Source organism: Prosthecobacter sp. (genome assembly GCF_014879935.1).
GTDB lineage: Bacteria > Verrucomicrobiota > Verrucomicrobiia > Verrucomicrobiales > Verrucomicrobiaceae > Prosthecobacter.
The window spans coordinates 19,986-42,241 of record NZ_JACSRD010000209.1 but is presented as its reverse complement, the minus strand read 5'-3'; the positions used below and the strand labels follow the sequence as shown (position 1 = coordinate 42,241).

The 22,256-nt window shown below is 60.1% G+C and carries 15 protein-coding genes; 14 read left to right on the top strand and 1 reads right to left on the bottom strand.

What is annotated here, in order from left to right; genetic code table 11:
- The first annotated feature begins 33 nt into the window (after positions 1–33).
- The 3 genes from IAE77_RS23615 to IAE77_RS23605 are packed head-to-tail and all read left to right on the top strand — an operon-like array spanning position 34 to position 2,561.
- The gene (locus tag IAE77_RS23615) at positions 34–1,176 is read left to right on the top strand and encodes a hypothetical protein (protein ID WP_294232048.1); all 1,143 of its coding nucleotides are present in this window, start codon (positions 34–36) and stop codon (positions 1,174–1,176) included.
- On the top strand, positions 1,173–1,709 hold the full coding sequence (locus tag IAE77_RS23610; RefSeq protein WP_294232046.1) for a heavy-metal-associated domain-containing protein: 537 nt from the start codon (positions 1,173–1,175) through the stop codon (positions 1,707–1,709). Before IAE77_RS23615 ends, IAE77_RS23610 begins: the two co-directional genes overlap by 4 nt.
- Before the next feature lie 15 nt (positions 1,710–1,724).
- Entirely contained in the window at positions 1,725–2,561 is an 837-nt protein-coding gene (locus IAE77_RS23605) for an alpha/beta hydrolase (protein ID WP_294232044.1), read from the top strand.
- 6 nt (positions 2,562–2,567) lie between these two features.
- Here the strand turns inward: IAE77_RS23605 and IAE77_RS23600 are convergent, their stop codons facing one another.
- A complete protein-coding gene (locus IAE77_RS23600) occupies positions 2,568–3,992 on the bottom strand; it encodes a neutral/alkaline non-lysosomal ceramidase N-terminal domain-containing protein (RefSeq protein WP_294232042.1) in 1,425 nt (474 codons plus the stop codon).
- Between the two features lie 232 nt (positions 3,993–4,224).
- On the opposite strand from IAE77_RS23600, the gene IAE77_RS23595 reads away from it, so the two are divergent.
- From IAE77_RS23595 to IAE77_RS23545, 11 genes are all read left to right on the top strand, one after another.
- Positions 4,225–7,287: a PSD1 and planctomycete cytochrome C domain-containing protein gene (locus IAE77_RS23595; protein ID WP_294232040.1), complete on the top strand. Its 3,063-nt coding sequence runs from the start codon at positions 4,225–4,227 to the stop codon at positions 7,285–7,287.
- Positions 7,288–7,289: 2 nt separating this feature from the next.
- On the top strand, positions 7,290–8,690 hold the full coding sequence (locus IAE77_RS23590; RefSeq protein WP_294232038.1) for a DUF1501 domain-containing protein: 1,401 nt from the start codon (positions 7,290–7,292) through the stop codon (positions 8,688–8,690).
- A gap of 3 nt (positions 8,691–8,693) precedes the next feature.
- Complete coding sequence (locus IAE77_RS23585; protein ID WP_294232036.1) at positions 8,694–9,419, top strand: aldolase/citrate lyase family protein; 726 nt, start codon at positions 8,694–8,696, stop codon at positions 9,417–9,419.
- Positions 9,420–9,643: 224 nt separating this feature from the next.
- Positions 9,644–9,820 carry a hypothetical protein gene (locus IAE77_RS23580; protein WP_294232034.1) on the top strand — a complete coding sequence of 59 codons (177 nt, stop codon included), beginning with the start codon at positions 9,644–9,646 and terminating at the stop codon, positions 9,818–9,820.
- A 28-nt stretch (positions 9,821–9,848) separates the two neighbouring features.
- Positions 9,849–12,548, top strand: a complete 2,700-nt coding sequence (locus tag IAE77_RS23575) for a serine/threonine-protein kinase (protein WP_294232032.1) — start codon at positions 9,849–9,851, stop codon at positions 12,546–12,548.
- Positions 12,535–13,209 carry a tetratricopeptide repeat protein gene (locus tag IAE77_RS23570; RefSeq protein ID WP_294232030.1) on the top strand — a complete coding sequence of 225 codons (675 nt, stop codon included), beginning with the start codon at positions 12,535–12,537 and terminating at the stop codon, positions 13,207–13,209. The genes IAE77_RS23575 and IAE77_RS23570 overlap by 14 nt, the downstream gene beginning before the upstream one ends.
- A gap of 44 nt (positions 13,210–13,253) precedes the next feature.
- Positions 13,254–13,991: a hypothetical protein gene (locus IAE77_RS23565; protein ID WP_294232027.1), complete on the top strand. Its 738-nt coding sequence runs from the start codon at positions 13,254–13,256 to the stop codon at positions 13,989–13,991.
- 334 nt (positions 13,992–14,325) lie between these two features.
- On the top strand, positions 14,326–18,030 hold the full coding sequence (locus IAE77_RS23560; protein WP_294232024.1) for a DUF1553 domain-containing protein: 3,705 nt from the start codon (positions 14,326–14,328) through the stop codon (positions 18,028–18,030).
- Between the two features lie 34 nt (positions 18,031–18,064).
- On the top strand, positions 18,065–19,330 hold the full coding sequence (locus IAE77_RS23555; protein ID WP_345781011.1) for a DUF1501 domain-containing protein: 1,266 nt from the start codon (positions 18,065–18,067) through the stop codon (positions 19,328–19,330).
- Positions 19,331–19,342: 12 nt separating this feature from the next.
- Entirely contained in the window at positions 19,343–20,725 is a 1,383-nt protein-coding gene (locus IAE77_RS23550) for a sulfatase-like hydrolase/transferase (RefSeq protein WP_294232020.1), read from the top strand.
- A 62-nt stretch (positions 20,726–20,787) separates the two neighbouring features.
- Entirely contained in the window at positions 20,788–22,221 is a 1,434-nt protein-coding gene (locus IAE77_RS23545; protein WP_294232019.1) for a DUF1501 domain-containing protein, read from the top strand.
- Positions 22,222–22,256 lie beyond the last annotated feature (35 nt).

Below are 22,256 nucleotides of genomic sequence, written 5' to 3'. Positions count from 1 at the left end.
AGGTGGTCCCGAGTCGTATTTTTCGGCTCAACCATGAAAACCACCCTCCTCTCCCTCACACTGGCTCTTTGGAGCACCGCCGCTTTCGCCAAAGTGGAACGCATCTGGATGACGCACCAGTCACCGGACAACAGCAAACTCGTCATCTCGTGGGAAACGACCACTGCGGGTGACTCCGTTGTTGAGTTTGGCACGTCACCGCAGCTCGGCGAGAGCGTGAAGGTGGATGGCAACCGCACGCTGCATCAGGTGGAGATCCCCATCCCGCAGAAGGATGTCGTCTATCACTACCGCGTAAAGAGTGGGGGCCAGGTCTCAGAGATCAACACCTTCAAAGGCTATCCATCGAAGCTGCTGCGCATCGCTGTCGTGGCAAACATCCGCGCCGATGCGAAGCTGAACTTTGCTGCGATCCGGAAGGACGATCCGCATCTGCTCATCTCCGCGGGTGACACGGCCATGCAGTATCAATTTGCCACGCAGGCGGACAAGGAGGCCACGAAGTCGCACAGCACGGCGATCGACACCCAGGCGGAGATTTTCAAGAGCACGCCGCTGATGGTTTCACTCGGCAACTTGGACCGCAAAATCCGTCCCAATGGACTCAGCATGGAGGAACCGGGCTATGACATCGAGGCCACGGGCTACCGGAAGTTCTTCGCGCTGCCGGGCAAGGAGTGGATCTGGGCCTGGGACATCCCGGACTTCGATTTGAGGCTCATCAGCGTGGACATGAGCCACACGGGCGACTTCGGGAAGCCGAACCAAGCCTGCCACGCCTTCGACAAGGACTCCGAGCAGTTCAAATGGTTCGAGGAGACGATGAACGGCACGAAGGCGGGCTTCGTGGTGACGCTGTTTGGTGAAACCGGCGGCACCGTGCGTCGCCACGCCGAGGGTGGATGGAAGCGCGTGATCGGCAAAGGCACGCTCGCCATCTCCGGCGAGTGCTACCACGCCGAGCGCACCGAGGTGGACGGCGTGACCTACTACAACAGCTCCGTGCGCGGCAACGGCACCTTTGGCCACGACGCGCAGGCGGCCTTCTCCGACAAGTCCGCGAGCTACCAGCTCCTCACCCTCGACCGCGAGGTCGGGACGTTGAAATCCGAGCTCAAAGCCCTCGATGACGGCCGCGTGCTCGACAGCAAAACCTTCACCAAGCGGGCGAAATGAGGCTTCTGGCTGTCTGGGCGATTCTTCTGCCTTTCTCGCTCCACGCCGCGGACAAGCCTGCGCCCGCGAAAACGGTCTTCGTCGTCTCCGGCCTCGAATGCGGGAGCTGCGTTTACATGGTGCAGCACCAGCTTTCGCAAACACCCGGCATTGCCGAGGTCGAGGTGCTGCAAGGTCTCGAAGGCTACGCCAGCGTCAGCTACGATCCCAAGCTGGTCAGCGAGCACCAGATCGCGCAAGCCGTGCGCGAGGCTCCCGGACTTCACGGCATGCCTTACATCGCGTCGATGAAATTGCGTGTGCCAGGCTTCTCCCAGCATTCCACTCAGGTGAAGGCGCTTTTTGAGAAATGGAAGCCAACGGTCGAGCTGGTGGTCTGGAACGAGCACGAGGGCGAGTTGATCGTGAACTTTGCCGAGCTCGAAAGAGACGCCAAACTCGTGCTGCCACGCGGCTGGAGCCTCTCGCAGCTCGCGGAGGGGCTGAAAGGCCTCGGCCTGAAGTATGAGATTCTGTCTCCTGACACGCTTTGAACTTTCGTCGCTGGTATGAAACGCCTCCTCGCCCTCCTTTTCGCCACCAGCGCCTTCGCCGCTGACACCATCCGCACCGAGCACGATGTCGATTACCTCGGCGGAGGGCGAAAGGAAAAGGCGGATCTGTATCTGCCGGCGAATCCGCAGCCTGGGCAGAGGTTTCCCGCGGTGGTCATCATCCATGGCGGCGGCTGGTCGGGTGGTGAGAAGCGTGCAGCGCGTGAGATCAACATCGGCACCACGCTGGCGCTGAATGGCTATGTCGGCATGAGCATCGACTACGTTTTAGCGAATAGCGAGCACCCAGGCCCGACCTGGCCGCAGAACCTGCACGACTGCAAAACGGCCGTGCGCTGGCTGCGGGCGAATGCGGAACGCCTCCATATTGATCCCGCGCACATCGGCGTGATCGGCGGCAGCGCGGGCGGACATCTCGCCGCGATGGTCGGGCTCTGCGGCGGCGAGCTCGATCCTCCCGGCGAGGGTGACACGCGCGTGCAGTGCGCCGTGGATCTGTATGGCCCGGTGCTGTGGTTTGAGCAGCGGGACCTCGCCATGTTCCGCAAAGCGCACGTGGAGGCTCCTGAACTCTACAAGCAGGCTGATCCACGTTCGCACATCGACAAGAATGACCCGCCGCTGCTCATCCTGCATGGCACCGCGGACAAAACCGTCGCCGTGGCCGATTCCGAGGCGCTCGCGGTGGCGATGAAGGCCGCCGGCGCCGCTTATAAGCTCGAAATCATCCCCGATGCGCCGCACACCTTTCACCTCCAGCCGAAGCAGCGCGATCTGCGACCGCTGGTGCTTGGCTTTTTCGACAAGCATTTGAAGCCCAAGGCCAGGTGAGAGACCTCACTTCACCTTCGCCAGCAGCTCCAGAATCTTCGCGGTGATCTTCACCGAGGCCTCGCGCTCGACGCGGTTCGTGCCGAGCCATGTCTCATAGCCGCCGAGGTCGTGCTGCGGCGGTGTGGGCAGGTAGCCGTTGCTGCCGTTGGCGAGCTCGATGGTGAAGGTGTTGGCGAAGGGGCTCTTGGCTTTGATTTCCAAACCGATCTCCGTGAAGACCTCGAAGGGGATCGAGGCGATGCCGAGGTCACCGATGCGGAAGGCCTGCATCACACAGCTCACGGTGTCCGGTTTGGCATCACGGGCGGCCAGCGTGCGCTCGGCGTAAGGCTGCTCCAGGCGATGCACCTCGGCGGCATTCTTCGGCTTGGCGAGTACTGCCTTGGCCCACTCGATCATTTCGGGCGTGGGTCGGCGCACTCCCAGCTCCAAATCAGCAACGGCGGCCTTCAGCGGCACCCAGTCCGCATGTTTCAGCGTCTCACGCACGCGTAGCACCTCGGCGGCGAGATCACCGGCCACGATCTTGATCTTCTCATACGGCTCGCGCTTCACAGCGGGCGTCTTGCCGCTGTAGTCGTTGTTGTTCACGTCGCCGCAGGGCCCGTTCGCGAGCAATCCGACCACTGGCGGATGCTCGGGACCTGCGGCCAGCTTCATCTCAATCATCCGGCAAAACTCGCCGAAGTAATCCGCGGACAAATGATCGCGTGTGACACCGCCGACGTAGTGCAGCCAATAATTGGCCATCAGCGCGATCTGGCGGCCATCCGTCGCCTGCACGGAGAGGCAGAAGACCTCGGGATTGGTCGGTCCCGCCGGTCCGGCGAGCTTCATGCGCACCGTGCCGCCGGGGTTCATCACCGCGCGGTCGAGTCCGCCAAAGGGATTCGCGTTCGTCATGCCCTCCTTGAGCTTCCAGCGGCGGTTGAAGACATGCTGCGGCACTTTTCCTGCCCCCCAGGCGATCTTCGCGGGCTCCAGGTTGTTCACCGCTCGGCGCACGCCATCCACCACGCGTGAGATGATGAGGCGGCGGTAGTCGAGCGAGGGATCTTTGTTCGTAATCGCGGACACGCTGGAGTGCGTGTGCGTGCCGGAGAACATCATGTTCGACCGCGGGATGCCCGTGGCGGCCTCGATCTTCTCCTTCGCCTCGTCCCACACATCGCGCCCGAGCGAAATCGTGTCCGCCACGACGAAGGCGAGCTTCGTTTCACCATCATCCAGCACCAGACAGCGTGCATGCAGCTCGTCATGCACATGCGCCGCAATGGGCCTTGGCGCGAAGTTCCCCACGATCTCCATCCCCAGCGGCGGAGTGATGTTGCTCGTGGCCGCGCCGGCTTTGAAGACTTTTTCCTGCGCATTGGCAGAAGTTGAGCAAACAAGTGCGAGGAGGCAGGTGGCAAGGTGAATGAGTTTCATGTGGTGAGACACATACGGCCCGCTCGTCTCTTCCTTCATTGCAGACTAACATCCGCATCAAAAAACGATATGCGACTGCGTATCCATAACAGTCCATGGCAACCGCACGACCTTGCTTGCCTGCAAACTAACCCTTCATGCAAAACCCAGCACCTCACTCTCTCAACGCATTCTTAAAGTGAACCCAGCACGTTTGACTCATCTACTGTTCTGCCTCGCTACCACGACCACCGTGGCGACGGCAGATGAGGCTCTGACCTTCTTCGAGAACGAAGTGCGACCGCTGCTGGTGAAGCGTTGCTATGAGTGCCACAGCGATACGAAGCAGAAGGGCGGGCTGCGTGTGGATCACATCGGGTATCTAAAATCCGGCGGAGACACGGGACCGGCTTTGGTTCCTGGAAAGCCGGAGAAATCGGCACTCATTGAGGCGGTGACGTATGGGAACGCGGACTTCCAGATGCCACCGAAGGAAAAGCTGCCAGCCTCGGAGATCGCGATCCTGGAGAAGTGGATCAAGATGGGCGCTCCGTGGCCGGAGGATGCGGCGAAGAAGGTCGTGGTGACGGAGGGCGGCCTCACGGAGCAGCAGCGGAAGTTTTGGGCCTTCCAACCGGTGCAGAAAGTGTCGCCGCCGGATGCCGGAGGCTCGTGGGTGCGCAATGACGTCGATCGTTTCATCGCGGAGAAGCAGGCGGAGATGAAGCTGAAGCCTGCGTCGGAAGCGGATCGGCATGAACAGGTGCGCCGGGTGTATTTTGACCTCCACGGCCTGCCGCCGACGAAGGCTCAAGTGGATGCATTTGTGAATAACAAGGACTCGCGTGCTTATGAAAAGCTGATCGATGAGTTGCTCGCGAGTCCACGCTATGGTGAACGCTGGGCGCAGCATTGGCTGGACCTTGTGCGCTATGCGGAGAGCGATGGCTACAACCAGGACGCCTATCGCCCTCATGCCTGGCCGTATCGCGACTACGTCATCAAGTCGTTCAACGACGACAAGCCTTACGATCAGTTCGTGCGCGAGCAGCTCGCGGGCGACGAAATCGCCCCGGATGATCCGAATGTGTTCATCGCCACCGCCTTCATGCGCCATCCGGTGTATGAATACAATCTGCGCGATATTCGCGGTCAGTGGGACCTCATTGTCACCGACATGACCGACACGGCGGGCGAGCTTTTCCTCGGCTTGAGCATGGGCTGCGCTCGCTGCCACAATCACAAGTTCGATCCCATTCTCCAAAAGGACTACTACCGCCTGCGTGCCTTCTTCACGCCCGTGCATTGGCGCGATGACTTGAAACTCGTGCCCCCGGGAGAGAAAAAGGCATTCGATGAACAAGAAGCCAAGTGGATGACCGCCACGGCTGAACTTCGCGCCAAAATGGACGCGCTCACGAGGCCAGAGATTGATAAGCGAGTGAAGACCTGGCTGGTGAGTTTCCCCGAGGACTTGCAGGCGATGACGAACAAGCCCGCAGATCAGCGCGACTCATTGGAGAAGCAACTCGCCGGGCTCTGTGAGCGCCAATTGGACTTCGCACGTGCGTCGTTTGACCCGATGAAGGACATCAAGGATGAAAAAGCCAAGGCGGAATACAAGGCGCTCCGAGAAGATCTGAACAAGTTCGATCACCTCAAGCCAAAGCCACTGCCTGAAGCCTTCGTGGTCACGGATGCAGGGCCGAAAGCGCCTGCTAATAAACTGCAGACGCGAAAAGGCGATCTGGAGATCGAGCCCGGCTTTCCGGCGATCGTGGACTCGGCTCCGCCGAAGATCACGCCGACGCAAACCTCCACCGGACGCCGCACAGCGCTCGCGGATTGGATCACGCGTGCGGACAACCCGCTCTCCACTCGCGTCATCGTGAATCGTGTGTGGCAGTATCACTTCGGGCGCGGCATCGTCGGCTCCGCGAGTGAGTTTGGCACGCTGGGCGAGCTACCGACGCATCCCGCGCTGCTTGATCATCTCACGGCAAAGTTTGTCGCGGGAGGCTGGCATTTCAAAGCGCTGCATCGCGAGATCATGCTCTCCGCGACCTATCGTCAGACAGCTCGCCGCGAGCCTGATGAGGCGGTGGCGAAGATTGACCCCGCCAACCGCTATCTCTGGCGCTTCCATCCGCGTCGGCTGGATGCGGAGCAGGTGCGCGATGCCATGCTGGCCGTCAGCGGCGAACTCGATCTCACCGCCGGAGGTCCGGCCAGCGATGGCAATGGCACGCGCCGCTCGATCTACACCCGGAAGAAGCGCAACAGCCCGAACGACCTGCTGCTTGCTCTCGACATGCCCGCTGGCTTCACCAGCATTGCCGAGCGACAGAGCACGACGACGCCCACCCAAGCGCTGCAATTGCTCAATGGCGACTGGTTGCGTGCTCGTGCGCATCATCTCGCTTCACGAACCAAAAGCATCGAAGACGCTTGGCTGGCAGTGCTGGGCCGTCAGCCCACCGACCAAGAGCGAGCCACAGCGGAAACTTTTCTCGAAACGCAAATGACTCGGGTCAAACAAGCCCCACCCAAGAACGAAATCGCCGCCAATGACCAAGGATTCAAAGTCAACACCCAGCATGAGCGCCTGCTTGTGAGCGTGAATGACAAGGAGGGTGATGAGTTCACCGTCGAGTCCATCGTGAAGCTCGATAGCGTGGATAAGAACGCCGAGTTGCGCACGCTGATCTCGCATTGGGATGGCGGAAAAGCCAGCCTGGAGTCCTTTGGCTGGAGCATTGATGTCACGGGTCAAAAGTCGCGCTACAAGCCGCGCAACATCCTCATGCAACTCGTGGGCGAGGATGAAAACGCGAACATTGGCTATCAAGTCGTGGCCTCCGACATCCACATTGAGGTGGGCCGCCGCTATCACCTCGTGGTGCAGGTTTCCAGCGCCCGACACAGCGTGACCTTCACCGTTCGCGATCTCGATACGCCCGGTGCCGCCGCACAATCCGCCGTGGTCCCGATGGATCGTCTCTCGAAGCTCAGCCAAGGCGCTTCACCCATCTACCTCGGCGGTCTGGGCAAACGCAATCCAACGCGGCAATGGGATGGCCAGATCGAAGCCCTGCGCATCGTGTCGGGCACATCCGCAGCCAGCATGCTCAGCACCGATCCCGAAAAGTGGAACGCCGGCCTCTTCATCTGGCGAGCCGCTGATCCGCTACCCTCACAGTTCACCTGGAGCGGCGCGGATTCCACTGCCGACTCTGAAGACACTCCTTTGCTCAAAGCCATGACCAGTCTCTGCCAGGTGCTGCTGACCACGAACCAGTTTTTCTATCTTCACTAATCATGCACTGCCATCGCTACGATCTCCCCACCTCGCGCCGAGACTTCCTGCAAACGGCGGGTTGCGGCTTTGGCGCGGTCGCGCTTGCGGCGCTGATGGACGACAAGGCTCAAGCCGCGCCGCTGCAACTCCCGCAACGCATGGCGAGGGCGAAGAGCGTCATCTTTCTCTTCATGGAAGGCGGCCCGAGTCACCTCGACACCTTTGATCGCAAGCCGCTGCTGAATGAGTTGGCCGGGCAATCTCTGCCTGCGAGCTTCAAGACTCCACTCACGGCAGCGGGCGAGGGCAAGTCGCCGCTGCTGGAATGCAAACGCACTTGGAAGCAGCATGGACAGGGCGGCTTGTGGATCTCGGATTGGTTCACCCATGTCGCACGTCATGCCGATGACCTCGCGGTGATCCATTCCTGTGCCTCCAGCGGCATCAATCACGCGGGCGGTGTGTGCTCCATGAATACCGGCTCGCTCTTTGGTGGTCGCCCATCACTCGGCGCTTGGGCGTCTTACGGACTCGGCACGGAGAACAAGAACCTGCCAGCGTTTGTCGTCATCAAAGACAGCGAGTCCTCGGTCGTGAACGGCGTGCGCAACTGGGGCGCGGGCTTCATGCCTGCCGTGTATCAGGGAGTCGAGTTTCACTCCGACGGCACACCGATCAAATACTTGGATAATCCCAAAGGCGTGGATCGCCGCGAGCAACGCGAGAAGCTTGATTTGCTCGGCAAGCTGGATCACGACTTCAATGCCAGCCGCGCCAGCAACACCGAACTGGAGGCTCGTATCCGAGGCTTTGAACTCGCCTATCAAATGCAGGCCGAGGCACCCGGCGCAGTCGATTTGAGCAAGGAAACGGCGGCCACGAAAAAACTGTATGGCATGGATGACGCAGCCACCGCCACCTTCGGTCGCAACTGCCTGCTCGCCCGCCGTCTTGTCGAGAATGGTGTGCGCTTCGTTCAGCTTTACAGCGGCGCTGGCAGCAAGTGGGACAGCCACGCCGGGATCGAGGCCAAGCACTCGCAGCTCTGCCATTCCGTGGACAAACCCATCGCTGGACTGCTGACTGATTTGAAGGCTCGCGGCCTGCTGGAGGAAACACTCGTCATCTGGGGCGGCGAGTTTGGCCGCACGCCCATGAGTGAAAAAGGCGATGGCCGCGATCACAACCCCACGGGCTTCACCATGTGGATGGCTGGCGGCGGCGTGCAAGGTGGCCGCACTCACGGCACCACCGACGAACTCGGCCTCTACGCCGTGCAAGACCGCCTCCACGTCCACGACCTCCACGCGACGATCCTGCATCTGCTGGGCATTGATCACACGCGGCTGATCTATCCCCACATGGGCCGCCCCGAGCGCATCGACCAAAACGAAGGCCGGCCTTACACCAAACTTGTCTGATTCATGACCTCCGAATCCCCCCTCCAACTCGGCTCCTGGCTGCAAACAGGCTCTCCCGTCATCGCCGAACTTGCCGATGCCAGCGGCTTAGACTGGCTGCTCGTCGACCTCGAACACGGCTGCGGCACCGAAGCGAATGTGCTGTCGCAAATCCAAGTGATTCGCCATGCGGCGGCCATCGTGCGTGTCGGAGCACCGAATCCAGAGCAGATCGCACGTTGCCTCGATTGGGGTGCGGCTGGCATCATGGTGCCGATGGTCTCCACCGCCGAGAAAGCCGACGCCTGCGTGCGTGCCATGCGCTATCCGCCGCGTGGTGATCGTGGCTTGGCGGGGATGGTGCGGGGCTTTCAATATGGGCTGCGGCGCGAGATGCCGACTCCTATTTTCTATGCCCAGATCGAAACCATCGAAGGCGTGCAGAACGCCCGTGCCATCGCGGCGGTGGATGGGGTGGATGTGCTTTTCGTCGGGCAGATGGATTTGAAACTCCAGCTTCAATCCTACCCCGAACGCACGCATCTCGACTTTGCGGCTTGCATCAAGGAGGTCGCAGATGCGGCCAAGCAAGCTGGCAAGGCTTGCGGGATATTTTGTCGCCAAACGGATGACTTTGCCGAGCTGCAAGCCCTCGGTTACACCCACCTCGCCATCGAGACGGACATCACGCTCCTGCGCGAGAGCTACCGACATGTCGTCCAACCTCTTCGCGCGGGTTGGTCAGCATAAGCAGCAGCGTCTCCTGAGCTGGAGTCCCGCCATTCCTCGCCTCGTGAGACCCACCTGGACCTCAAGAGAAAATGCCGCAGCAATCAGGGCGGATTGTGCGGGACTTGGGTTGGTTCAGGCAAGGACATTTTTTCGGGTGGAAGCACGGCCCACGGAGGCAAAAAATTGTGACAGCGGCGAAGACGTGCTTCACGTTGCGACGATCCAGTTCCTGATTTGAAACCATGGCACGCCAAGCATCCAGCAAGACCGCCAACTCCGCTGCCAACCTCGACTTCAAGGGTGGGTTCCAACCATTCGGCATTCACCATTCGAACTTCGTCATTCCCTCGGCCCTTCCCTGCGAGCTCTTCTGCGGCACGCCTCAAACGCGGAAGCGTCTAGCGGGAAACCTGAATTGAGCGAACATCCAAGACCTCATTGCTCATCATGAAAAACATCTTCGAAAATCTATTCGGCAAGAAAGCAGCGGCAGAAGATGGAGCTAAGCGCCCCGCCTCAAATGGGTCGATATTGCCGACGGAATCGTTTCAGCCATACCAATGCGGTGACGTGATTGCTGGAAAGTATGAGGTGCTTCGAGTCCTTGGTAAGGGCGGATTCGGTATCGTTTACCAAGTGCGCTTTCGGGAGACGGGCGAGGACTTTGCGTTGAAAACATTCAAGGACGAGCTGACAGCCGATCCCTCTGCTCTGGAGGCATTCAAGAGGGAAGCGCTCGTGTGGGTTAATCTGGAACGGCACCCGTTCATTTTGCCAGCAATCTGGGTCGAAGAAATACTTCACGGGCGCATCGCAACATTAGACGAACGCAAAAAACTCGTTTTGGAAGCGCAAACGCCCGAAGAAGTGTCCGGGCGTTTGCTCGTTCTCATGGATTGTGTGGAAGCCGATGCACTGGGACGCGCTACCTTGGGCGACTATCTGGCTGCTGGTCCGCTGGACGAAAACCAAGTGCTCAAGTGGGGAATCCAGTTTTGCCTCGGCATGGAGCACGCAAGAGCGCAGGGTGTCGAATGTCACCGGGATATCAAACCGGCCAACATCATGATCACACAGGATGGCACCCTGAAAGTCAGCGACTTCGGCCTGTCCATCGCGACTGAGTCTGCTTGGCGGAAAACCGCCGGACGGGTCGGTTCGTCGGTGATGGGAGAGGACGGCCACTTTGGACTCAGCGTGATACAAACCGAAGATAAAGTGGTATGCGGAACGCCGGGTTACATTGCGCCTGAGGTGTGTCGGTCTGAGGGTGCGAGCGTCCGAAGCGACATTTACAGCTTTGGCTTGGTGCTATGGCAGATGGCGGCAGGGAGCCCGATCCCGCCGTTTCGTGTTCCGTGGACCGGCGACATCGCGGACTATATGCGCGGCGTTTACGAACAACAAATGTCCGGCCGCATTCCACGATTGGATGGACCGCTGGGGGCAGCAATCGAGCGTTGCCTCCGACCTCGACCTTTAGAGCGATATGGCAGTTTTCAGGAACTGCGGGCGGCGTTAGAGCCGATACTTGAGCGCAAGACAGGACGGAAGTTCGAGATACCTCAGCCCACCGGGAAGTCCGTAGCGTTCTGGAACAACAAAGGAGGTTCACTAGCAGCGTTGGGGCGGCACGCGGAGGCGATTCGCTGCTACGACACAGCATTAGAACTGGAGCCCAGATCTCCGAAGGTCTGGAATAACAAGGGCAGTGCGCTCAGCGCCCTAGCTCGAAGAGCAGAGGCACTTGAATGCTTCGACAAGGCGCTCGCGATTGATCCGCGCTTCGCGATGGCCTACGAGAACAGGGGCCGAGAGCTTCAGATTCTGGGCCGACTTGAGGAGGCATTGCGGTGCTACGACAAAACCTTGTCGCTTGATTCGCGGGATGCGGGAGCGTGGCAAAAGAAGGGCTCCGTGCTTGCCGCTATGGGGAAACATCCAGACGCACTTGCCTGTTACGACCGAGCGCTGGCTCTAATGCCGAGAAATCTGGACTCGCTCTACAACAAGGGCTTGTCTCTGATAAGTCTCGGCAGAGACGCGGAGGCTTCGACATGCTTCGACCAAGTGTTGGCGATCGATCCGCGGTTTGAAATGGCTTGGATCAACATGGGCAACCTGCTCTCAACCAGCGGTCGGCACGAAGATGCTGTGCAGTGCTTCGATCAGGCGATTACGATCAACTCCACAAATGCTGTAACGCACAGCAGCAGGGCAACGTCGCTCGCCTCGATGGGCAGAAGCGAAGATGCGCTTATTTCGTGCGACCGGGCGCTCAAGGTGGATTCACGTCACGCTGGCGCATGGGCCGTAAAGGGTGCCGTGCTAGCAGCGGCAGGCAAGGCCGCTGACGCTGGTGTCTGTTATGACAAGGCTTTAGCGATTGATGCGAAGAACGTCATTGCGTGGTGCGGCAAGGGTAGCTCGCTAGCTTCCTCCGGCCAGCACTCGCAGGCGCTCGTTTGCTTTGAACGCGCTCTCGCCTTGGAACCAAAAGACGCGTCGGCGCTCTTTGGAAAAGCGATTTCCGAAGAGATGGAAGGGCGATTGAGTGAGGCGATGAGCACACTCCGCGCGTTCATTGATACGGCAGGGCCGTCGTATGCTGATGAGATCGCGGCCGCCAAAAGGCACCTCGCCGATTTGAGCCAACGCATAACGCAGACAAACGAAGAAACGGTGGATCGTTTGAACAATGAAGGCTTAATCCTGAAACAGCTTGGCAAACTCGACGATGCGCTCCTTTGCTACGACAAGGCGCTAAAGATGGTCTCGCAAAGACCGGATATTTGGTGCAATAAAGGCAACGCCCTTCACGCGGCGGGACGCTACGCAGACGCATTGGAGTGCTTCGACAAGGCTGTCGGCCTCGATTCAAGCGACATTAAATCATGGTGCAACCGAGGGGTTGCACTAAAGGCACTGGGGAGATTGTCAGAGGCGGTTACCTGCTACGACAGAGCGCTTCAAATCGAACCGAGGGACGTGAAAACGTGGCTCAACAAAGGTAGCGCGCTTGGGATTTTGGAGTGTTATCAAGACGCTCTCGTTTGCTTTCAGGAAGCGCAGAGGTTGGGCGACCCGACCGCTGGCAAATACGTCGAGCAATGCCAAAAACTTTTACATCCAAATGAACATGAATGATGCGCAGGAATTATATGAGAAAGCTGCGAACTTAGCAGCTTCGGGAAGGCACGAGGAAGCCGTGGCATGCTACGAAACTGTCCTCAAAATCAATCCACACAACTCTCATATTTGGTTCAACTTGGCCCTCTCCATCGGCAATCTGGGTCGTCATCAGGATGTCGTTAAATGTTGCGAAAGTGCGTTGAAAATCCATCCGACCTCCAGCCCGCTCTGGATTTTGAAGGGACTTGGGTTCCTGTCCATGGAGCAGTTCCATGAAGCGATGGCTTGCTTTCAAGAGTCAGAGAAACTTGGCGACACGAGCGCAGGCGGTCACATGGCACGTTGTCGCTTGGCACAAGCCGAATGGTATTTCAGGCTCGGTTCCCGGTATCAACAAGAGGGCAATAATACCGAGGCAAACGCTTGTTACGAGAAGGGCCTTGCACTTGACCCAAGCAAGACGGTGATCTGGGTTAACAAGGGCGCTGCATTGCTGGCTCTGAAGTGCGCATCGGAGGCGGTGGCCTGTTTTGAACGGGCGATCAAGCTAGATCCTCGCGATTCCGGCGCGTGGAACAACAAAGGCATTGCCCTCATGTCCTTGGGCAAGCGCGAAGACGGCTTTGCTTGCCTCTCTGAGGCGATTCGCTTGCGCGGAGGGAAGCAGGAGCAATGATCGCTGCTGAGTTGCATCCTTGGCCGCCGTTGCTTGCGCTCGTCATGGATCTCGACAGCACGGAAGTTGTCTCGCTCATCGACAGCACCGGGCTTGTGGTTGAATGGGCACTCTCGGGAAATGACGACCACTCAAACAAGACACGAAAACGCGCCTATCGCCCCCGCCTAGATGCTGCCTTCCGTTCGCTCGACGACTCAGCGCAGTTAAGAGCCGCGTGGATACTTACCCGCGAACTGCTGCAGCGGCATCCGGAGTATGAAGAACAGGTTCGCTCCAAGTTGGCTGAAATCGGCTGGCGAATCGACGTGGTGACCCTAGTTCCCAGCTCGAGTCCGATTCGTGAACTTCTGTTCATGCAAGGCACAGAATACGATTCTTACCGCGCCATCAGGCGGGTCATCCAAGAGGCGAAGCAGTGCGTCGCGGTCGTGGACCCATACCTCGACGGAACCATCTTCGCGATGCTCGCCACGTCGTCATCGCCGACTTTGTCGGTGAAACTCCTGACTGCGAAGGTGCCCCCTGATTTTGCTTTGGAAGGTGGGAAGTTCCGAAAACAGTTTCCTCGATTCACCATCGACGCCCGCAAGACTTCCAGCTTCCACGACCGCTTTATCATCGTCGATGATAGCCGTTGCTGGCACATCGGAGCCTCAATCAAGGACGCTGGAGGGAAAACGTTCATGATTAGCGAAATGGAGGACGCGACGAACTGCGACGCATTGAAACAGGCATTTGACTCAAGTTGGACCGCCGGCCAGTCCATCAGTATCGCTTGAAGCCGACGAAGCGCACCGGAGCCAGTATGGGTTAGATCCACCTTTGATCCTGCCGATGGATTCCCGGCTGATGCCACTCTCATGAGCCGGGTTTGACGCTGCTCAAAGGCCTCGCCATTGACCACGGCAGTTTCAATTCATCAGCAAATGAAACACCCGCAGCGCGGTCTTGGATGAGGTCTTCGAGGCGACAAGGCGGACTCTCGCGGTGTGCGGGCCGGGTTTGAGTTGGTCATCGAGGATCACGGCCCATGGAAGATGCAGGCCGCTGGGCGCTGAGTGATTCAGGAGCGCCAAACGTATGTCTTCGGTCCGCTTTGCTCGAATGCAGCTCATGTCCGTCCATCCCTTCCTCCTATCTACACTGTTTTTTGCCTCGGGCATCGTGCTTCATGCCGATGATTCCAAGCCGGTGCTGCAACTGGATTTTGGCCAGGAGGAGTCCGCGCCACTGATTGCGGTTGGCAATGTGGTGCGCGATCAGGCGGGGCCGAGGCCGCCGGAGTTTCCGGACTTTGAGGCGAACAACACGGCGATTCAGTTGCAGGGCAAAGGCTCGCGTTACGAGATCAAGGACTCGGGAGCGCAGAGTCCGTTCGATTTCACGAATGGCGATGCCATCACGCTGGAGGCGTGGGTGAAGGTGGACAAGATCGGCCCTGGACAGCCGGTGTATTTGATCGGCAAGGGCCGCACGAACTCGCCGCACTTTGCCCGCAACAATCAGAACTGGTCGCTGCGTGTCATCGGCGGCAGCGAGGGCTTGGCGCATCTGAGTTTCCTCTTTGCCAGCGCTCCAGCGCCCGGTGGGGGAAACACCTGGCATCTGTGGAACTCGACGGCGTCTTTTCAGATCAAGACGGGCTGGCATCATGTGGCGGTGGCTTATGAGTTTGGCAAACCGGAGACGATGCGCGGCTGGATCGATGGCGTGCCCACCGATGGCGACTGGAGTGTGGACGGAGCCACCACGAAGGCGCCGGTGGTGGATGATGACGATGTGTGGATCGGTTCGTCGCTAGGTGGCAGCTCTGGCAATAGTCTGACGGGATTTCTGGATGGCGTGGCGATTCATCGTCGTGCGCTGAGCGATGCGGAGATCGCGAAACATTGTCGGCGTAAAGATGGTCCGCAGGTGGTGCAGCCCGAGGTCGCGAAGATGCCGGACATGGGAAAAATCGAAGAGGGCAAGGTGCTGGTGCAGGTGAATGAAGGCCATAGCGCCTCCAATCGCTGGCCGAACTCGCTGGAGATGCCCAAGGAGATGCTGCGCTGGTCGGGCGATGCCTTTTTGCTGCCGCGCATACCGTTGCGATACGATGACTGGGGCATTCGCTCGGCATGGGCGGCCCCTGTGCTGCTGCGCATGGCGGGCGATGTGAAACTGCCGTCAGGATCGCATCGCCTGCTGCTGCGGACTCGTGGACTCGCTCGCTTGTGGGTGGATGGCAAATTGATCGCTGAGACCCAACCCGCTGTTGGCAACGGCGAGAATGGGTTTGACCCGCTCACGCCGTTGGCCGAGCCACCGCATCCCGGTGTGCGGGTGAAGGGCTACAAGCAGCAGGAGGTCTTCGGCATGGTGACGGCCTCGCCACAGAAGACGAGCCGCGTCGTGCTGGAGTTGATCGTCGGAGGGAAAAACATGCGCACGGACACCGGCGAGGTTTGTGTCGCCATCGAATCGGCAAAACAGGATTGGTTCTCCGTCCTGCGTGCCGCAGGCAAGCCGGAGCTTCCTTTGACCGATGCTCAAGTTGAGCCTGCGCTCGCTGACATCGAAACCTCGCTGGCGCGTCTTGATGATGCCAATCGACGTGAAGCCGCAAAGTCACGCGACTCGTTCTGGCAGAAACGACATGCCATTGCCAACGCATGGGTGAAGGACCATTCAGCGCCTCAACCGCCGCGCCAAGGCCATCCAGTCGATGCCTTCATTGATGCGAAGATCGAGAAGGCAGTCGCGACGAGCGCGACCACCTCGGCAGCGGCGAAAACCTTCCACGGCGAGGTGCTGCCGATCCTGCGCGAGCAATGCTTCCGCTGCCACGGTGAGAAGGACAAGGGCGGGCTGAAATTGAACACTCGCGAGGCTGCGCTGCGTTCGGGAGATTCGGAGCTGGCCGCCATCGTTCCCCATGATCCGGCCGCGAGCGAGTTGCTGAAGCGCGTTCGCTCCGATAACGAAGACAACGTCATGCCGCCCACGGGCGATCATTTAACCAAAGAGCAGATCGCGCGGCTGGAAACGTGGATTCGCGAAGGCGCCGCGTGGCCTTCACCACCCGTGGATGCATCCAAACTCGCCAAAACGCCCCTCACCTCCGATGCGGCCTTTCTGCGCCGCGTTTACCTCGACATCATCGGCCTGCCGCCTGCCGCAGATGAAGCCACCGCCTTTCTCGCCGACTCGTCTCCCGACAAACGCACGATGCTAATTGATCGCCTCCTGGCCGACGAACGCGGCGCGGATCATGCGATGAGCGAATGGCTGGATGCGCTGGCGGAGAACCCCACGCTGATCAATGCCTCACTCAACAGCACCGGCCCGTTTCGCTGGTTTCTGCTCGATTCTCTGCGCGATCACAAACCGCTCGACCGCATGGTCACGGAGCTGCTGATGATGCGTGGCGATGCCTCTCACGGAGGCAGCGCCGGGTTTGCGCAGGCAGGAGAAAACGATGCGCCTTTCGCGACGAAGGGCCACATCATCGCCTCCGCGTTCCTCGGCGCGGAGTTGCAATGCGCCCGCTGTCATGACTCGCCCTATCACAGCACCAAGCAGCGCGATCTCTACTCCCTGGCCGCGATGCTGGAGCGCAAGACCGTGACGGTGCCGAAGACCAGCCGCGTGCCTGCCGCGTTCTTTGAAAAGAAGGTCCGCGAGTCTCTGATCCGGGTGACGTTGAAACCCGACGAGCCCGTGACGCCCGTCTGGCCCTTTGCCGAAGTGACCGGCGCGGCGGAAAACGCAGGTCTCGATGCGCTGCTCGAAGATCCGAAGGATACTCGCGAGCGCATCGCCGCCCTGATCACTTCGCCGGAGAATCGTCGATTCCCTCGCGTCATCGTGAACCGCATTTGGAAGCGGCTCATGGGAGCGGGTTTTGTGGAGCCGGTGCAGGATTGGGAAGGTCACGATGCGAGTCACCCAGACCTGCTCGATTGGCTCGCCAACGAACTGCTGGCTGCAAACTACGATGTCAGGCACGTCATCCGTCTCATTGTCACCTCACAGGCTTATCAACGTGAGGCAGGCATCGAAAATCTGGCCTCCGCTGGTCCTGAAGAGCGCTTTTTCCATGCGCCAGCACGTCGCCGACTCACCGCCGAGCAGATCGTGGACTCGCTGCACGCCGCCGCCGGAGCCGTCATTGATTCCGAGTCCATGACGTTTGTTCACGACGGCTCGAAGACGCTGCAAAACCGCCAGGACCTCGGTCCTCCGCGTCGAGCATGGATGTTCGCCAGCCTCAACAACGAACGCGACCGCCCCAGCCTCGCCCTGCCGCGTGCGCAGGCCGTCGTGAACGTGCTGGAGGCCTTCGGATGGAACGGCGCCCGCCAAAAACCCGTCTTTGTCCGCGAAAGCGAAGCCAACGTCCTCCAGCCCGGCATCCTCGAAAACGGCACACTGACCCAATCCCTGTCCCGAGCCTCCTGGAGGTCAAAATTGGCCAATCTGGCCGTGGAGGCGAAATCGCCGGAAACCTTGCTGGAGCAGTTGTTTTTGCGCTTTCTAAGCCGCAAGCCGCAACCCTCGGAATGGGACTCATTCCTGCCGGATCTGCGCTCAGGCTTTGAAAACCGACTCACGCCGCAGAATGAAATCGTGGAACCCACCGCACCCAAACCTCTCCGCCTCGTCACTTGGATCAACCACGTCATTCCCGACGCCAACACGATCCAGCAAGAGATCGAAAACCGAGTGCAAAAAGGTCCCGCGCCCGACACGCGACTGCGACCTGAATGGCGGGAAATTTACGAGGACATCGTCTGGAGCCTCATCACCCATCGTGACTTCGTCTGGGTGCCTTGAACACAATGCCTGCCAATCCACCTACACCGCTTTCATGAACCGCAGAGACTTTCTCAAAGCCAGCACCTCCTTGGCTGGTGGCCTAGCCTTGCCTCACTCTCTTTTCGCGGAACAGATTCGCGGAAAAGCCGAGCACGTCATCTCCATCTGGCTTGGCGGCGGCATGGCACAGGGGGATACGTTTGACCCCAAACGCTTGGGCGATCCGAAAACCAACAAACCTGGCTCCTTCTACCCATCCATCGAAACGGCAGTCCCCGGCGTGCGGGTGTGCGAGCATTTGTCCAAACTGGCTCCGCTCATGGATAGTGTCACGGCGGTGCGCACCGTGAATCATGACGTCATCGACGAGCACGCCGCTGCCACCAATCGCATGCACACGGGGCGGCCCATCAGCGGCACAATTGGCTATCCTTCCATCGGCTCCATCATCGCTCACGAGCGCGGAGCGGCTGCCGAAGATGCTCCGCCTTATGTGCTGATCGGCTATCCGAATGTCACGCGTGGCCCCGGATTCCTCGGCGCTCAATCCAGCTACCTTTACCTGACCGACACCGCTCGCGGACCGGCGGGACTTTCCCTGCCTCCGGGCATCGAGATGAAGCGTCAGGCACGACGCGAACGCTATCTCACCGCCCTCCAAGCAAGCGCTGGCGAGACCAACGACCGCCAATTGCAAAGCTACGACGCTGCCATCGCGCAGAGTTTGAAACTCAGCGGGCCGGCCTTCAATCGCGCGTTCCAGCTCGACTCCGAGCCAGTAGCCTTGCGCAATGAATACGGGGGTGAGTTTGGACAGCGCTGCCTGCTCAGCCGCCGCTTAGTCGAACGCGGTGTGCGCTTCATCGAAGTCTCGCACAATCTGAACTTCATCAACGGAGCCGGCTGGGATGCTCACAAAGAGGCCATTCTTCAGCAGCATGTGCTGATCCAGGAACTCGACACCGCCATGGCTGCTTTGATCCGCGATCTGGAAGCCAAGAAGCTGCTCGATAAAACCCTCATCATCGTCACCACCGAGTTCGGCAGGCCGCCGGAGTTCGACAGCGGCGGCGGACGTGGGCATCAGGGCAGCGCCTTCACCTGCGTGCTCGCTGGAGGTGGCTTGAAGCACTGCGGTGCCTGGGGCGAAACCGATGACCTCGGCAAAAAGATCACCGCCAATCCCGTCAGCGTCCCCGACTTCTTCGCCACCGTCTGCGCCGCCGTGGGCGTGGACTACCGCAAGAACCTCTACGACGGCGACCGCCCCGTGCCGATCACCGATCAAGGAACCCCCATAGCGGCGCTCTTTGCGTAGCCAGCCCCGATCATGAAAAGCGTCCTCCTCACGCTGTTTGCGTCCTTCGCCGCTTGGCACTTGTCATTATCGGCGCAGCCGAACATCCTCTTCATCTATGCCGACAACCTCGGCTACGGCGATCTCGGCTGCTATGGGAACACGGAGGTGAAGACGCCGCATCTCGACCGGCTCGCGGCGGAGGGCGTTCGCTGCACGGATTTTTATGTCGTGACCTCCACCTGCACGGTTTCACGCGGCGCGGTGCTCACAGGACGGCATCCACTGCGAAACGGGTTGCTGCACCAGCTCGTGGTCGAGGAGAACTGGCACGGCATCGGCCTGCCGCATCGTGAGCGCATCATACCGCAGTCTTTGAAGGACGCGGGCTATGCCACGGCCTGCTTTGGGAAGTGGAACATCGGCTTCGCACCCGGCAGCAGGCCCACGGAGCGCGGCTTTGATGAGTTCCTCGGCTGCCGAAGCGGAAACATCAACTACTTCACCCACACCTATCACGGCGAATACGATCTGTTTCGCGGCACGGAGCTGCATCGCATGGAGGGCTACAGCGGCGACCTCTTCGCCGAAGCCGCGGCGGAGTTCATTTCACGTCAAAGTGCCGCGAAACGGCCTTTTTTTGTCTATCTGCCATTCAACTCGCCGCACTACGTCAGCAGCATCAACATGCCGAAAGGCGAAAAACCGCAGTGGCAGGCACCGGATCGTGCTTTTGCCGCCTACGGCTGGAATCCGGCTGAAACGGACGAAAAACGCCGCTACCTAGCGGTCATCACCGCGCTGGATGACAATGTCGGTCGTGTGCTTCAGGCGCTGGATGCCGCCGGTCAGCGTGAAAACACGCTCGTGGCCTTCATCTCCGACATGGGCCCTATTTTGCGGCCCACGCACGGTCTCGGTGTCGCCAGCGCGGGCATCTATCGTGATGGCGCTCCGTCTTTGTATGAAGGCGGCATCCGCGTGCCCGCCCTCTTCCGCTGGCCCGGCAAGATCCCTCCCGGCAGCGTGTCGAAAGCCATGCTGAGCCACCTCGACCTCCTGCCCGCGTTTGTGACTGCCGCCGGAGCCGCGGCGCTAAAGGAGCGCATCCTCGATGGTCGCGATTGCCTGCCCACTCTCACCCATCATGCCGACACACCTCACGAACGTCTCTTCTTCCGCCTCGGCGAGGCCGTCGCCATCCGCGAAGGCTCGCTGAAACTCATGCGCCCGAATGCAAAAGCCGGTTGGGAACTCTACGACCTCGATACCGATCCCTCCGAGAAGCACAATCTCGCCGCCGAACGTCCGCAGGACGTGCAACGCCTGGCGGATGCGATCACAGAATGGCAGATCGACATGAAAAACGACGCCAGTGAGCCGGTGAAATACAAGGCGTTGAAGAAGGCGAAGTGATCCCTGCCGCAGCCTGTGAACCCGCATAATCATGGATCTGGGGAGCGTAGAAAGCTCCCGTCATGAGTTCGAATCACCAGCCATCACGCCTTCGTTGCACAGGTCCGCTGACCCCGCGCAGGAGCTTCATGCAGATCGGCCTCAGCGGCATGGCCTCGCTGAGCTGGCCTGGGTTGATGCGGTTGCGGGCTGCGAATGCGCTCAAGTCGAAGTCAGAGCGCACGGCGGTCATTTTTGTCTTCCTGCCCGGCGGTCAGTCGCACCTCGACACCTACGATCCAAAGCCGGACGCGAGCAGCGAGTATCGCGGCCCATTCAAGACGATCCCCACGAAGGTTCCAGGGCTGCATTTCACCGAGCTGATGCCTTTGCAGGCGAAGATCGCGGACAAGTTCACCGTGCTGCGCTCGATGTATCAAGCCGCAGGCGGACATCCCGCAGGCACGATGCAGATGCTCTCCGGCGATCCCGACACGCGTGACAAACCGGCACCGCGTCTGCCGGACTGGATGTCGGTGGCGCATTACCTGCGCTCCCAAGACGGCCGGCGCACCAACGCGTTGCCGAACTACACGAGTGTCAATCCGATCAACAGCAGCTACTGCGGTCCCGCCTATCTCGGCGATGCCTTTGCGGCCTTTTCCGTGACCGAGGACCCAAATCGCCCGCAGTTTGAAGTGCCCAACATCGGTCTCGCCGACGAAGCGGAGACGCGTCGCCTCAGCGACCGCATCGCGTTGCGCAAAAGTCTCGACCGCATGGAGCGTGCGTTTGACCGCCAGCACGAACTTGAAGCGCTCGACGAGTTTGAGGCGCAGGCCGCCTCGCTGCTCACCGCGCCCGAGGCCCGCGATGCCTTCGACCTCGGCAAGGAAGACGCCAAAACCCGCGACCGCTATGGCCGCAATCGCTGGGGCCAGCAGCTCCTTCTCGCACGCCGTCTTGTCGAGTCCGGCGTGGAGCTCATCACCAGCAGTCTGCACGGCCCATTGTGTGGTCGCACGCAGGTGTGGGACGATCACGCCGTCGATCATCACATCTTCGAGGCGCTGCGCTTTCGCATGGGCTACTACGACCAGGCCGTGTCAGCACTGATCGAGGACATCTACGCGCGAGGGCTCGACAAACGCGTGCTCGTCGTCGTTACCGGCGAGTTTGGCCGAACCCCGCGCATCACCTTTGATCGCAGCACCGGTGCCGGCGATGCGAGCGGCCCTGCGGGCACCTTGCAGCCAGGCCGCGATCACTGGCCGCGTGCCTTTTCCAATCTCTGGGCCGGTGGCGGCATCCAGACGGGCGGCGTCATCGGTGCCACCGACAAACGCGGCGAAGACGTCATCGAGCGCCCGTGCAGCGCGCATGATTTCCTCGCCACCATCTACCACCATCTCGGCATCGACTCCGCCAAAACCACGATCAACGACTTCAACGGCCGCCCGGTGCATATCGTGACCAATGGCCGGCCGATTCCGGAGCTGGCGTCGCGGGTCGCGTGAGATGCATGGCTGTTTGTGGAAGCTCTCGCTGTTTC

What these genes read in the sequence shown, in the direction of transcription:
- IAE77_RS23580 (WP_294232034.1), top strand. Translation starts at nt 9,644, where the DNA reads ATGGCACGCCAAGCATCCAGCAAGACCGCCAACTCCGCTGCCAACCTC.
- IAE77_RS23545 (WP_294232019.1), top strand. Translation starts at nt 20,788, where the DNA reads ATGAGTTCGAATCACCAGCCATCACGCCTTCGTTGCACAGGTCCGCTG.
- IAE77_RS23550 (WP_294232020.1), top strand. Translation starts at nt 19,343, where the DNA reads ATGAAAAGCGTCCTCCTCACGCTGTTTGCGTCCTTCGCCGCTTGGCAC.
- IAE77_RS23555 (WP_345781011.1), top strand. Translation starts at nt 18,065, where the DNA reads ATGAACCGCAGAGACTTTCTCAAAGCCAGCACCTCCTTGGCTGGTGGC.
- IAE77_RS23585 (WP_294232036.1), top strand. Translation starts at nt 8,694, where the DNA reads ATGACCTCCGAATCCCCCCTCCAACTCGGCTCCTGGCTGCAAACAGGC.
- IAE77_RS23575 (WP_294232032.1), top strand. Translation starts at nt 9,849, where the DNA reads ATGAAAAACATCTTCGAAAATCTATTCGGCAAGAAAGCAGCGGCAGAA.
- IAE77_RS23560 (WP_294232024.1), top strand. Translation starts at nt 14,326, where the DNA reads ATGTCCGTCCATCCCTTCCTCCTATCTACACTGTTTTTTGCCTCGGGC.
- IAE77_RS23570 (WP_294232030.1), top strand. Translation starts at nt 12,535, where the DNA reads ATGAACATGAATGATGCGCAGGAATTATATGAGAAAGCTGCGAACTTA.
- IAE77_RS23565 (WP_294232027.1), top strand. Translation starts at nt 13,254, where the DNA reads ATGGATCTCGACAGCACGGAAGTTGTCTCGCTCATCGACAGCACCGGG.
- IAE77_RS23605 (WP_294232044.1), top strand. Translation starts at nt 1,725, where the DNA reads ATGAAACGCCTCCTCGCCCTCCTTTTCGCCACCAGCGCCTTCGCCGCT.
- IAE77_RS23610 (WP_294232046.1), top strand. Translation starts at nt 1,173, where the DNA reads ATGAGGCTTCTGGCTGTCTGGGCGATTCTTCTGCCTTTCTCGCTCCAC.
- IAE77_RS23590 (WP_294232038.1), top strand. Translation starts at nt 7,290, where the DNA reads ATGCACTGCCATCGCTACGATCTCCCCACCTCGCGCCGAGACTTCCTG.
- IAE77_RS23615 (WP_294232048.1), top strand. Translation starts at nt 34, where the DNA reads ATGAAAACCACCCTCCTCTCCCTCACACTGGCTCTTTGGAGCACCGCC.
- IAE77_RS23600 (WP_294232042.1), bottom strand. Translation starts at nt 3,992, where the DNA reads ATGAAACTCATTCACCTTGCCACCTGCCTCCTCGCACTTGTTTGCTCA.